Source organism: Comamonas sp. GW821-FHT11H03 (assembly GCF_058807955.1).
In genome coordinates, this window is record NZ_JBXARF010000008.1 from 32,605 (window position 1) to 45,188 (window position 12,584).

10 protein-coding genes are annotated in these 12,584 nt (G+C 63.1%); 6 read left to right on the plus strand and 4 right to left on the minus strand.

Annotated features, from left to right (window positions below):
• Nucleotides 1-152 precede the first annotated feature (152 nt).
• Entirely contained in the window at nucleotides 153-956 is an 804-nt protein-coding gene (gene hpaI / locus AC1RTQ_RS17505) for a 4-hydroxy-2-oxoheptanedioate aldolase (protein ID WP_492877589.1), read from the plus strand.
• A gap of 172 nt (nucleotides 957-1,128) precedes the next feature.
• Here hpaI and AC1RTQ_RS17510 read toward each other — a convergent pair whose 3' ends face one another.
• From AC1RTQ_RS17510 to AC1RTQ_RS17520, 3 genes are all read right to left on the minus strand, one after another.
• Entirely contained in the window at nucleotides 1,129-3,735 is a 2,607-nt protein-coding gene (locus AC1RTQ_RS17510; protein WP_492877591.1) for a sensor domain-containing protein, read from the minus strand.
• A gap of 261 nt (nucleotides 3,736-3,996) precedes the next feature.
• Nucleotides 3,997-4,881 carry an EamA family transporter gene (locus AC1RTQ_RS17515; protein ID WP_419145849.1) on the minus strand — a complete coding sequence of 295 codons (885 nt, stop codon included), beginning with the start codon at nucleotides 4,879-4,881 and terminating at the stop codon, nucleotides 3,997-3,999.
• Nucleotides 4,882-5,013: 132 nt separating this feature from the next.
• Nucleotides 5,014-5,568: a hypothetical protein gene (locus AC1RTQ_RS17520; RefSeq protein WP_492877593.1), complete on the minus strand. Its 555-nt coding sequence runs from the start codon at nucleotides 5,566-5,568 to the stop codon at nucleotides 5,014-5,016.
• Nucleotides 5,569-5,662: 94 nt separating this feature from the next.
• Here AC1RTQ_RS17520 and AC1RTQ_RS17525 point away from each other — a divergent pair, with 94 nt between their 5' ends.
• Complete coding sequence (locus AC1RTQ_RS17525; RefSeq protein ID WP_003078963.1) at nucleotides 5,663-6,016, plus strand: hypothetical protein; 354 nt, start codon at nucleotides 5,663-5,665, stop codon at nucleotides 6,014-6,016.
• Nucleotides 6,017-6,079: 63 nt separating this feature from the next.
• On the opposite strand, the gene pmbA is transcribed toward AC1RTQ_RS17525, so the two are convergent.
• Nucleotides 6,080-7,501, minus strand: a complete 1,422-nt coding sequence (gene pmbA, locus AC1RTQ_RS17530) for a metalloprotease PmbA (protein ID WP_492877595.1) — start codon at nucleotides 7,499-7,501, stop codon at nucleotides 6,080-6,082.
• 65 nt (nucleotides 7,502-7,566) lie between these two features.
• On the opposite strand from pmbA, the gene yjgA reads away from it, so the two are divergent.
• The 4 genes from yjgA to AC1RTQ_RS17550 all read left to right on the plus strand — a co-directional run bounded on the left by yjgA (nucleotide 7,567) and on the right by AC1RTQ_RS17550 (nucleotide 12,518).
• Nucleotides 7,567-8,250 (plus strand): ribosome biogenesis factor YjgA, encoded by a 684-nt coding sequence (gene yjgA / locus AC1RTQ_RS17535; RefSeq protein ID WP_302089704.1) that lies wholly within the window; start codon nucleotides 7,567-7,569, stop codon nucleotides 8,248-8,250.
• The gene (mog, locus tag AC1RTQ_RS17540) at nucleotides 8,243-8,854 is read left to right on the plus strand and encodes a molybdopterin adenylyltransferase (RefSeq protein WP_302089703.1); all 612 of its coding nucleotides are present in this window, start codon (nucleotides 8,243-8,245) and stop codon (nucleotides 8,852-8,854) included. Before yjgA ends, mog begins: the two co-directional genes overlap by 8 nt.
• 364 nt (nucleotides 8,855-9,218) lie before the next feature.
• On the plus strand, nucleotides 9,219-10,427 hold the full coding sequence (locus AC1RTQ_RS17545) for an ABC transporter substrate-binding protein (RefSeq protein ID WP_302089702.1): 1,209 nt from the start codon (nucleotides 9,219-9,221) through the stop codon (nucleotides 10,425-10,427).
• A 264-nt stretch (nucleotides 10,428-10,691) separates the two neighbouring features.
• Nucleotides 10,692-12,518, plus strand: a complete 1,827-nt coding sequence (locus AC1RTQ_RS17550; protein ID WP_492877599.1) for a ShlB/FhaC/HecB family hemolysin secretion/activation protein — start codon at nucleotides 10,692-10,694, stop codon at nucleotides 12,516-12,518.
• Nucleotides 12,519-12,584: the final 66 nt, after the last annotated feature.

The following is a 12,584-nucleotide window of genomic DNA, read 5'->3' on the forward strand; positions in this document are numbered from 1 at the left end:
GGCACGGCGCCCTCTCTCGCTGCGCGGGAGGGGGACGACGCCCTCGCTGCGGGGCGGCGCGGCCAGCCCAGGCCCTTGCTCGGCGTCTCTGGCCTGGGTCGCGCCAGTTGTAGGCGCCACGCCCCCAACCCCCCTATGAAAGCGTACACCCCATGCCCGCACTGAACCCCTTCAAGACCGCCATCGCCGCACGCCAGCCCCAGATCGGGCTGTGGCTGTCCATGGCCGATCCCTACCTGGCCGAAGCGGCCGCCACCACCGGCTATGACTGGCTGCTGATCGACGGCGAGCATGCGCCCAACGATCTGCGCAGCACCCTGGGCGCCCTGCAGGCAGTGGCCTCGCACCCGGCTCAGCCGGTGGTGCGAGTCGTGGAAGGCAGCACGACCCTGATCAAGCAGATGCTGGACATAGGCGTCAAGACGCTGCTCGTGCCCATGGTGGACACGGCAGAGCAGGCCCGGGCCATCGTGGCCGCCACGCAATACCCGCCCCTGGGCGTGCGCGGCGTCGGCAGTGCCGTGGGACGCGCCTCTCAATGGAGCAGCCGCGCCGACTATCTGAATGTGGCCGACGACGAGATCTGCCTGCTGGTGCAGGCCGAGACCACCACGGCCCTGAAAAATCTCGAAGCCATCTGCGCCGTGGACGGCGTGCACGGCGTCTTCATAGGCCCGGCCGACCTGGCAGCCTCCATGGGCCATCGCGGCAACCCCGGCCACCCCGAAGTGCAGGCTGCCATCGAAGCAGCGATGCGCACCATTGTTGCCAGTGGCAAAGCGGCAGGTACGCTGACCTCGGACCCCGCGCTGGCACAGCGCTACCTTCAGCTCGGCTGCAGCTTTGTGGCCGTGGGCGTGGATGTGTTGATGTTCGTGAATGCAGCGCGCAAGCTGCGCAGCCAGTTTGCCGGCTCCACGGTGGCGGCCCCGGCACTGCCGGCAGCCGCCTACTGAAGCCTTGAGGCACGACGTCGAAGTTGCCACCAAGCCCGCATAACCTGAGGGCAATGCCGCACCGCCGCCAAAGCCTCGGCCGCGTCACCGTACGCGCGGCCTCTCAGCCGCCTCTGCACATCACTTCATCGCTGCCGGAGCGATCTGTGCCGAGAACCTCTGCACCGCAAGTTCATGCGGCGACGGCGCCGTGCACGGTCGGCACCGGGGAGGCCGGGTTGGCCGCCAGCCAGTGCTCAAACTCTTTTGGAGCCAGCGGCCGGGCGAACAGAAAGCCTTGCGCCACCGGGTAGCCCTGCTCGCACAGCATCACGCTCTGCGTAGGCGTCTCCACGCCTTCCGCCACCACGGTCAGGTGCAGACTCTTGCCAATGCCCAAAATAGCACGGCTCAACGCCCGAGCCGCCTCGTCATGCTCAAGATCGGCCACGAAGCTGCGATCCAGCTTGAGCTCGCTGACCGGCAGGCGGCGCAGATAGCTGAGGCTGGAGTAGCCGGTGCCGAAATCATCCATGGACAGGCGCACGCCATGCGCATGCACCTCGTCTATGGTCTTCATGGTGCTGGGATTGGTGTCCAGCAAAATGCTTTCCGTCAGCTCCAGGGTCAGGTCCTGCGGCGCCAGGTCATTGCGGTCCAGCGTATCGGCGATCATCCGTGGCAGATCCAGGTTGTGAAAGCTCGATGGCGACAGATTGACCGACACTGCGGGGACTTCCATTCCTTTGGCCCGCCACTGCGACAGCTGGCGACAGGCCTCCTCCAATGCCCAGCTTCCAAGATCGGCGATCAGCCCGCACTCTTCGGCCAGCGGGATAAAGCGGGCGGGCGAAATCTCGCCAAGCTCTGCATGGGTCCAGCGCGCCAGGGCCTCCACGCCATACAGGCGGCCGGTGGCCATTTCGATCTGAGGCTGATAGTGCAGGCGCAGGCCGCCGCTTTTGAGCGCCTTGCGCAGTGCCGTCTCCAGTGCCAGACGCTCCTGGGCCAAGCGGTTCATTTCGCTGCTGAAGAAGCAGAAACGGCCGCGTCCCTTGCTCTTGGCCTGGTACATGGCCATGTCGGCGCGGTGCACCAGGGTCTCCATATCCCTGCCGTCCATGGGAAACATTGCAATGCCCACGCTGGCGGATATGGCCAGCGAGGTGTCCGCAATAATCAGGGGCTCCGCCAGCAGCTCCTGCAGGCGCTCGATGGTATTGGCCACATGCTCCGCATCGCATTGCGGCAGCACGGCAACAAACTCGTCACCCGACAAACGCCCGGCAATATCACAGCTGCGCAGCACGCGCTGCAATCGCGTCGCGACATTGCGCAGCAACTCATCCCCCACAGGATGGCCCAGAGAGTCATTGACCTGCTTGAACCGGTCCAGGTCGATGAACAGCACCGCCAGCTGTTCGTCATTGCCGGCAGCTGACGCAATCGCCTGATCGGCCTTGGCCTGCAGCAGACTTCGGTTGGGCAATCCGGTCAGGCCGTCGTAGAAAGCCAGCTGGCGAATGCGCGCGCGCGACAGCTCGCGCTCCAGCGCCAGGGCGCACAGATGGATGCAGGCATCCACCAGTTGCTGGTGAAAAGTCGAGCCCTCCCCGCTCAGCTGCTCCCGGTAATAGAACGCGAAAGTGCCGATCGGCTTGCCGCCGCTGTTGCAGATGGGAGTGGACCAGCAGGCTCTGAACCCCAGCGGCAGGATCAGGTGCTTGAAATCCGTCCACAACGGATCATGTGCAATATCGTCCACCAGCACCGGCGCGTTGCGCCAGGCCGCCGTTCCGCAGGAGCCCACATTCGGCCCTATGGCCACCCCGTCTAGCTGTGCTGAATAAGATTGCGGCAGGCTTGGTCCCGCCAGCGGATGGAGCAGCCCCTGGGCATCCACCTCGAGAATCGATGCCGTCACCTCGGGAGCAATCCTCTCGACCTCCAGGCACACCATCTCCAGCACCTCCACCAGCGGCCGCTCGCGCGCCATGGCCTCCAGCACGCGGTGCTGCAAGGCCTCATGCATCTTGGAACGCGTGATATCGGTCAGCATCGAAACCGTGTATTGCCAGCGCCCGTCCGCGTCGAGGATGGGGTTGCTGATAACCTTGGCCCAGTAGCGCTGCCCATGCTTGCCGACCACGATTTCCTCACGCCCCACAGGCTGGCCAGCGCGCAATTCCGAGCGATAGCGGTCCACAAAGGTCTCGGACAATTGAGGAGCCAGCAAGGTAATCGGCGTGTGCCCCGCGACCTCCTCGGTGCGCCAGCCGAACATGCGCGTAAAGCCACCGTTGACATGCACGATGCGTGAGCTTCCATCACTGATGACGACTGCCGTGTCGGAGGCATCGGCCACCAGGGACAGGCGACGCAGGTGCTCCTGCTGCACCTGCTCCCGGGCTCGCCGCTGTGTGACGTCGGTAGCGATCTTCAGGATATGCACCACCCTGCCCTGGGCATCCATCACCGGTGAATAGGTAGCTTCCAGCCAGCAACTGCTGCCATCGCTGCGTAGTCGCTCCACCACTCCGGAGTAGGAATTGCCTGCGCACAGATGCGTCCAGATTTCCCGATACCTGGCACTTTCGGCCAGACGCGCAGAGCAAAAGCTGCGATGTGGGCGACCCAGAGACTGCTCACGCGTAAACCCCATGAGCTGCAGATAGTTGTCATTGGCACGGTGCAACGTCCCATCCAGGCCAAATTCAGCCATGGCCATGACCCTGTCCAAGGCCTGCAGCTGGGCCAGCTGCAGCTCAGGAGGCATCGCGCCAATATCTCCCTCACACATCATTATTCCTTTGCATATTCGCATCCCGGGTCGGATCGAATCCGGAATGGGAAAGTCATGCTTTTATATGGATGCCGGTAATAATAATGACGAAAACGAGCTTCAATATTCGTGATTCAGGCCGAGTGCTCAAAAAAAACTTCAATTGGCAACAGCTATTGACTTGCGAGCCTGTGCTGCGCTGGCAAAGTGCTCTGCCAGGCAGTCACAGGCCGCCCCGGCAGAGCAGCGGATGTGCCCTGCTATCAGCCAGCCGGTATCTCAGCGCCGCCATTTGCCGCCAAACTGGTTGACCACCATGCCCAGCAAAACGCCCAGCGTCCCCAGCCACTGCAGGCCATTGGGGGCCTCTCCCAGCAGCAGCATGGCCGACAGCAGGCCGATCACCGGCACCAGCAGCGACAAAGGGGCCACGGTGCTGGCCGCATAGCGCTGCAGCAACCGCGTCCACAGACCATAGCCCAGCAAGGTGGACAAAAAGGCCAGATAGGCGATCACTCCAAGCTCGCTCCAGCCTATGGACTGCAGCTGCGAAGTCACCGAGTCCACGCCATCCACCCACAGGGACAGCAACAGCAGCGGCAGCATGGGAAAGACGCTGGTCCAGACGATGAAGGACACCGGTTCATACGAGCCTTGCTTGGCCGCCATCCGCGTCAGCAGGTTCGAGCCGGCCCACATGGCTGCGGCACCCACGGTCAGCACAAAACCGATCAGCGTCATATCCGATGTCCCCTCACCATGGGCGGCACCGATCAGCAGCAGCCCGGCAAGAGCAATAAGCAAGCCCATCCATTGCCAGCGCTGCGGCTTCTCGTGCAAGAACGCCGCCGCCAGCAGCATGGTGATGAAGGCCTGGGTCTGAAGCACCACGGATGCCATACCGGCAGGCATGCCCAGCTTCATGCCGGTGAACAGCAGGCCGAATTGCCCAACCCCCTGCACCAGACCATAGGCGGCCAGCAGCCCCCAGGAAAGATTTTTGGGCGCACGCACAAACAGCAGAAATGGCAGCGATGCCGCGGCAAAGCGCAGCGCGCACAGCAGCAGGGGCGAGATCTTGGCCAGCCCCCACTTCATGACCACAAAATTAAGACCCCAGACCACGATGACGATGATGGCGCTGAGCCAGTCCGGACGACTCATGCCGGAGGCGGGCGAGGATGCAGAACTCATGAACTGATATTGGATTTTCTAGAGCAAGCCCTAGTATGACTTGCCATCCGTCATGGCTGGCGGCGAAAGCGGTCAAATCGAACGCCGGGACGGCAAACGGTATTACTTGAGCTGATACCGGTCCGTTTTGATCGGCAGCATAAGCAAGGCCTTGAATACATACAGGACGATCAACGTGCCGCTGAAGTCGCCCAGAATCATCACCAGAAGCTGGTCCAGCTGAAAACCATCCCCGATGACGACGGACCAGGCCTGGTGCAGCAAGGCATTGCTCAGTCCGTAAATGACACTGAGCCACAGCAGGCGACGCGGGGTGAGATCACTGAGTGATCGCCCGAGCCCCATCCATTTGCGGGCTGCGCAATAGGTGCCATAGGGGGCCAGCGTGGCCATGATGCCGCCCGCCAACGCACGCAAGCCGTCATCCGGGAAGAAGTAAAAGTTGCAGACCAGCCATGACACGACAAAAAGCCCCACCACGCCCGCCTCCGCAAAAAGCAGCGTACAAAGCAAACGCACACCTGCAGGCAGGTAAATCCAGTTGACGCCTCTGACAAATTCCAGTTCGGAGAAAATCCACTGATTCAGAGCCAGCGTCGCCAGGAACAGCAAAGCCGTGATAACCGCCACCGAAAATTGCGTCCAAATGTTCTTCATGCGCTACCGCCGAGCTTGTTCACTGTCTGCGCAGTATTATGAGCGCCGTTTATTCAATCTTCGTTAGCGGCGCGTCGTCTGTTTTTGCCTTCCCATGCCAAAGTCCCTGTCTGCCGATATCTATTTACGCTTTCTGCACCTGGCAGCGACCATTCGCAACCTGCCCATGCTGCCGGCACTGGATCCCCTGGAGGAGCGCCTGCTGGAGCAAATTGCCAATGCCGGCACGCGTCAGGAGCGTCTTTGCGTCAGAGACCTGATGGCCCAACGTGAGCTGGGGTCTCCGGCCACAATTCACACCCGTCTGAAGTCCATGCGCCAAAAGGGCTGGATCCTGCTGGCCGATACCGAGGATGCCAGACGCAAGCAAATCGAGCTCAGTGCCGATGCCCACAAGCATTTCGAGAAACTCTCGCACTGCATTGTTCAGGCCGCCGCCGAGAGCTGATTCAGACACAAAAAAAGCAGCCACCGGCTGCTTTTTTCATGGAGCGTCGGCGCTCTACGGCGATCAGCTGCCCGCCACCTTCATGCGATTGACAAGAATGGAGCCCACGGTCTTGGCACCGTAGTTATAGGCATCGGCTCCGATGGCCTCGATGCCCTTGAACATGTCCTTCATATTGCCGGCAATCGTGATTTCGTCCACGGGGAAGGCGATCTCGCCGTTCTCCACCCAGAAACCGCTGGCGCCGCGCGAATAGTCGCCGGTCACATAGTTCACGCCCTGGCCCATCAGCTCGACCACGAACAGCCCCGTGCCCAGCTTCTTGAGCATGGCATCCAGATCGTCGCCCGCCTTGGTGCGGCGCGAAGTCATGACCAGATTGTGCGAGCCGCCGGCATTGCCCGTGGTCTTCATGCCCAGCTTGCGCGCCGAGTAGCTGGACAGGAAATAGCCTTGCACGCGGCCGGCATCGACCACCTTGCGCGCCTGCACGCGCACGCCCTCTTCGTCAAAGGGCGAGCTGCCCTTGCCGCCCAGGACGAAGGGGTCTTCCTCGATATCGATGTGCTTGGGGAAGATGGGCTTGCCCAAGGAGTCCAGCAAAAAGGTGCTTTTGCGGTACAGCGCGCTGCCGCTGACGGCCTGCACAAAGCTGCCCAGCAAGCCTGCGGCCAGGGGCGACTCGAACAGCACCGGGCACTCGGTGGTCGGAATCTTGCGGCTGCCCAGACGGCTCAGCGTGCGCTCTGCCGCGTAGCGACCCACGGCCTCTGGCGAGGCCAGATCGGCAGCATTGCGCATGGAGCTGTACCAGTAATCGCGCTGCATCTCGCCATTCTTGCCGGGCAGCTTGGCGATGGGCGCCACCGACATGCTGTGGCGCGAGCTGGCGTAGCCGCCACGAAAACCATTGGTATGGGCCGTGAAGAAATGGCTTTGCTGGGCCGACACGCCCGCGCCTTCGCTGTTGCTCACGCGGCGGTGAGTCTTGAAGGCGGCCTCCTCGCAGCGCAGCGCCATCTCTGCAGCGGCTTCGCTGGTGATATCCCAGGGATGGAACAGATCCAGATCGCGGTGCGTGCCAGGCAGCGCGATATCTGCGCTGTCGGGCAGGCGGGCAAACGGGTCTTCGGCCGTGAAGCGCGCGATGTCATAGGCGGCCTGCACGGTCTGCTTGATGGCGGCTTCGGAGAAGTCCGAGGTGCTGGCATTGCCCCGGCGCTGGCCCAGATAGACGGTCACGCCCAGCGACTTGTCGCGGTTGCGCTCCACGGTCTCCAACTGGCCCTTGCGCACGCTGACCGACAGGCCGCAGCCTTCGGAAGCCTCGGCGCCGGCATCCGTCGCACCCAGCTTCTTGGCATGCTGCAGGGCCTGGTCCACCAGCCCCTCGAAAAAGGCTTGGCTGAAGCTGAAACCGGCTTGCGGTGCGGATTGGGCCTGTGCACTGGAAGTGCTTGTATTGCTGGAGCGAGGTTTTTTCATAGCGGCGGATATGATAGCCGGCACTGCAGCGCGCTCTGCGCTGCCACCGATATTGCCCCCTTACCATGTCACGCAAACTCACCAAAGGCTATTTTGTTCGTGGAAAGTTCGTTGCCGAAGGCAGCGAGCTGGACCTTGAACTCAAGGCCGAACTCAAAGGCACGTACGACTCCACCAAGACCGACCTCAAGCGCGAAAGTGATGCGCTGCAGGATCTGGGCAAGGAGCTGATGACGCTGCGCAGCGACCTCTTCAAGCGCCTGCAGCTGTCCGATCAGCTGATCGACGCGCTGGCCGAGGCCAAGCGCATCACCAACTTCGAAGGCAAGCGCCGCCAGATGCAATATGTCGGCAAGCTCATGCGCAAGCTGACGCCTGAGCAGGTCGCGGCCGTCAAGCAGGCGCTGGACGAGCAGCGCAATGGCTCGGCCAGCGAAAAAATGTCGCTGCAGGTGGCAGAGCAATGGCGCGACCGCCTGGTCGTCGAGGAAGCGGCCCTGTCCATCTGGCTGGAGCATTTCCCTGGCACCGATGTGCAACAGCTGCGCTCGCTGATCCGCCAGTCGCGCAAGGACATCGAGAAAGCCAAGGAACAAGCCGCAGCAGCCGCTGCCGCCGCCAGCCCCGATGCCGAGCCCAAGGAAGTCAGCAAGGGCCGCGCCTACCGCGACCTGTTCCAGCTGGTGCGCGAGCAACTGGCCAGCGCCGGCAAGGCCGGTGCGGCTGCCCAGGACGACGGCGATGAGTGATGCGCCCGCATATCTTCACGATGCCGTGAAGATCGGCATCGTCTCCATCAGCGACCGCGCCAGCAGCGGCGTCTATGAAGACAAGGGCCTGCCCGCGCTGCAGCAATGGCTGAGCCGCGCACTCAAGAACCCCATCGAGTTCGAGCCACGCCTGATTCCCGACGAGCAGGCCGGCATCAGCGCTGCGCTGATCGAGCTGGTCGATGCGGGCTGCAGCCTGGTGCTGACCACCGGCGGCACCGGCCCCGCGCTGCGCGATGTGACACCCGAGGCCACTTTGGCCGTGGCCCACAAGGAGATGCCGGGCTTTGGCGAGCAGATGCGCCAGATCAGCCTGGCCTTTGTGCCCACGGCCATCCTCTCGCGCCAGGTGGCGGTGATACGCGGCAGCAGCCTGATCATCAATCTGCCGGGCCAGCCCAAGGCGATTGCCGAGACGCTGGAAGGCCTCAAGGACGCGGACGGCAAATCGAGGGTCAACGGCATTTTTGCCGCCGTACCCTATTGCATCGACCTGATCGGCGGCCCCTATCTCGAAACCCATGACGAGATCTGCAAGGCCTTCCGCCCCAAGACCGCGATCCGCGCGCCCCGCACGGCGTAGCCTGCAGCGCCAGGTGCAATCCCTGCCAGAACATCCACAAAAGCAGCCTGAGGGCTGCTTTTTTCATGGTGCTGGCGTGGCATCTGAGCCGCCGGTATCTCGCTGCAACCGCTATCAAAATAAAAGCACGCTGCACCTTTCCTTCATGAATTTCAGCAATAAAACTATCTGAAATCGATTAAAGACAAGCGATAGCAGCTATCAAATTAGCCATACCCCTTGGGATTTCCCGCAAGTGCTTGCCCCGATGCCAGACGCAATCGCCGCCCCTAGCATATTTGCTGCGATGCAGCGACAGCGGCCACCCGCCGACCGGACGCTGCACGCGCTCTCTCCACATTTCTCATAATTTTCAGGAGACTCCATGCATCGCTTGTCCCAGTCTGCACCCACTGCTTCCCTGCTGGCTCTCGCCCTGACGGCCGCCTTTGCGGCCCCCGTCATGGCGCAGGAAAAAGTCAAGATCGGCTTCATCACCGACATGTCCAGCCTTTATGCCGACGTGGAAGGCAAGAACGGTGCCGTTGCCATACAGATGGCGATTGACGACTTTGGCGGCAAGGTACTGGGCAAGCCCATCGAGCTGCTGACGGCCGACCACCAGAACAAGGCCGATATCGCGGCCAGCAAGGCCCGCGAATGGATAGACACCCAGGGCATCAGCCTGGTGTTTGGTGGCACCAACTCCGCCACGGCCCTGGCCATGGCCAAGGTCGCCCAGGAGAAAAAGCGCGTCTTCATCGACAACGGTGCGGGCAGCTCGGCGCTGACCAATGAACAGTGCAGCCCCTATACCGTGCACTATGCGTTCGATACCGTGGCCCTGGCCAAGGGCACGGGCGGCGCGGTGGTGGACACGGGTGGCAAGAGCTGGTTCTTCGTGACGGCCGACTATGCCTTCGGCCACGCCCTGGAAGCCGACACCAGCAAGATCATCGAAGCGCGCGGCGGCAAGGTGCTGGGCTCGGTCAAGACGCCGCTCAACGCCAGCGACTTCTCCAGCTTCATGCTGCAGGCACAGAACAGCAAGGCGCAGATTCTGGGCCTGGCCAATGCCGGCGGAGACACCATCAACTCCATCAAGGCAGCCAAGGAGTTCGGCGTCACCAAGAACATGAAGCTGGCCGGCCTGCTGGTCTTCTTCAGCGACATCCACAGCCTGGGCCTGAAGAACACCGAAGGCATGCAGTTCACCGCCCCCTGGTACTGGGACATGAACGACGGCTCGCGCAAGTTTGCCGACGCCTTCATGGCCAAGACCCAGCGCCGCCCCAGCGAGATCCAGGCTGCCGACTACTCGGCCACCATGAACTACCTCAAGGCCGTGGAAAAAGCCGGCACGCTCGATGCCGACAAGGTCATGGCGACCTTGAAAAGCACCAAGATCGACGACTTCTTCGGCCAGGGCTACATCCGTGAAGACGGCCGCTATGTGCACGATATGTACCTGATGCAGGTCAAGTCGCCGGCCGAATCCAAGGGCACCTGGGACTACTACAAGATCATCAAGAAGCTGCCTGCCGAGCAGATCTGGACCACCAAGGCGGAAAGCAAATGCCAGTACTGGCGTTGAGCCGGATCGCGCTTGTATCAGCGAAAAGGCTTTGCATTTTGCAAAGCCTTTTCTTATCTCGGTGAACCGTCCTGCCAGAAGCAGCCACTCCCCGCCTCCTTCCTGACTGCTTGCCTGTTTACACAGCAGCCCTTTCCTCGGGTTTCCACCCTCTCCTGCTTTTGCATGCTTTGACCTGGAACAACATACCAGGCTTCAATGATTGCCCCGTGCGCGAGCTTGCGCCCACACTTGACTTTTTTTGAAAGTAACAAGTCATTAGCTGTGCGCATACAAATCCCAGTCGCCTCCCAAGCCCTCACCCTGGCCACCTGCCAGACTGCTGTTCCCAGCTCCTTCACACGCTCCAGCTCCGCCGGGCTGCTGGGCCTGCTGTGTCTGGGCTGGCTCTCGCCGGTGCTGGCCCAGCCGGTCTCTATTCCCGATGCGGGCAGCCTGCAGCGTGAAACCGAGCGCAGCCTTCAAGCGCCGGGTGCCGTCCCCCAGTTGCGCCCCAAGCCGGCGCAGGAGCAAGCCGCAGACCCCGATGCCCCTCGCGTCACGGTGCGGCGCTTTGTCATCGAAGGCGCCCAACTGCTGCCAGAGCCCGAGCTGCAGGCCTTGCTGGCCGATTTGCAGGGCCAGTCGCTGAGCATGCAGGAGCTGGAGCAGGCCGTGTCCCGCATAGAGCGGGCCTACCGCGATGCCGGCTGGTATGCCCGGGTCTGGCCGCCGCCCCAGGATGTCACCCAGGGCGTGGTGCGCATCCAGGTGCTGGAGGGCCGCTTTGGCCAAGCCAGCGTGCAGCCTGCAGCATCGTCCGCCGGTGCTCCGCTGCGCGCCGATGCCCAGCGCGTTTTGCGCACCGTCACAGCAGGGCTGCAAACAGGCCAGCCCCTGTCGGCGGTCAAGCTGGAGCGCGGCCTGCTGCTGGCCGACGACCTGCCCGGCATGGCGGTCACGGCCGTGCTGCAAGCCGGACAGGCCACGGGCAGCAGCGACCTGGCCATCGAGGTCGCAGACCAGCCCCTGCTCACCGGCGATATGGCCCTCAGCAACTACGGCCTGCGCACCACGGGAAAGGGCCAGCTCTCGGGCGGGCTGGCCGTCAATAATCTCTCGGGCCGGGGCGACCAGCTCAGCCTGCGCATGCTGGGCTCGGCCCACCTGGGCAGCGTGCAGGCCCGCTACAGCCTGCCCCTGGGCTACGACGGCCTGCGCCTGGCGGTCTGGAGCTCGGCCATGGGTTACAAGCTGGCCGGCAGCTACAGCAGCCTGGACGCCAAGGGCCAGGCCTATAGTGCCGGCATGGGTCTGAGCTATCCGCTGCTGCGTCAGCAGGCCCGCAATCTGCAGCTGCATGTGGGCCTGCAGCACCGCCGCTACGACGACGACATGCTGGACACGGCCGTGCGCCGCCAGCGCAACGAGGTCTTGAACTTAGGGCTCAGCGGCGACCTCAGCGACAGCCTGGGCGGCGGCGGCATCAACTGGGGTAGCGTACAGCTGCTGCATGGTCGGCTGCGCATGCAGGCCCGCACCGGAGAAGTCACACAAGACGCGGCAGGCCCCAACACCCGGGGTGATTACACCAAGCTGGCCTGGCAGGCCAACCGCCTGCAAAACCTGGCGGGCTGGCTGGGCCAGGGCTGGCAGCTGCAAGCCAGTGCCAGCGGGCAATGGGCCCATCAAAACCTGGGCAGCGCCGAGCGCATGAGCCTGGGCGGACCCGACCAAATCCGCGCCTACCCCGTCAACGAGGCCATGGGTGACCAAGGCCTGCTGCTCAAGCTGCAGCTGCAGCGCGAGCTGGGCAGTGCCCTGGGCGGGGGCTGGCAGGCCCAGCTGTTCTACGACTGGGGCCAGATTCGCCAGCACAAAAAGCCATGGCAGGGCTGGGATGGGGGCAGCGGCATGGCCAACAGCTACCACCTGGCCGGCTGGGGCCTGGGCCTGCGCTGGAGCGGCCAGGGCGACTGGCGTGGCTGGCAGGTGCAAGCCAGCGTGGCCACCCCGGTGGGCAACAACCCTGCTGCCAGCCAGGGGCGCAACAGCGACGGCAGCAGCCAGCGCAGCAGCCGGGGCTGGTTGGTACTCAGCCGCAGCTTCTAAGGGGTAAGGGACGGCCCAGCCCCCATCGCTTGAACTCACAGAACCATCGCTGTCAGCGCAATACGG

Coding starts and splice junctions, on each gene's coding strand:
- hpaI (WP_492877589.1), top strand. CDS start 153: ATGCCCGCACTGAACCCCTTCAAGACCGCCATCGCCGCACGCCAGCCC.
- AC1RTQ_RS17510 (WP_492877591.1), bottom strand. CDS start 3,735: ATGTGTGAGGGAGATATTGGCGCGATGCCTCCTGAGCTGCAGCTGGCC.
- AC1RTQ_RS17515 (WP_419145849.1), bottom strand. CDS start 4,881: ATGAGTCGTCCGGACTGGCTCAGCGCCATCATCGTCATCGTGGTCTGG.
- AC1RTQ_RS17520 (WP_492877593.1), bottom strand. CDS start 5,568: ATGAAGAACATTTGGACGCAATTTTCGGTGGCGGTTATCACGGCTTTG.
- AC1RTQ_RS17525 (WP_003078963.1), top strand. CDS start 5,663: ATGCCAAAGTCCCTGTCTGCCGATATCTATTTACGCTTTCTGCACCTG.
- pmbA (WP_492877595.1), bottom strand. CDS start 7,501: ATGAAAAAACCTCGCTCCAGCAATACAAGCACTTCCAGTGCACAGGCC.
- yjgA (WP_302089704.1), top strand. CDS start 7,567: ATGTCACGCAAACTCACCAAAGGCTATTTTGTTCGTGGAAAGTTCGTT.
- mog (WP_302089703.1), top strand. CDS start 8,243: ATGAGTGATGCGCCCGCATATCTTCACGATGCCGTGAAGATCGGCATC.
- AC1RTQ_RS17545 (WP_302089702.1), top strand. CDS start 9,219: ATGCATCGCTTGTCCCAGTCTGCACCCACTGCTTCCCTGCTGGCTCTC.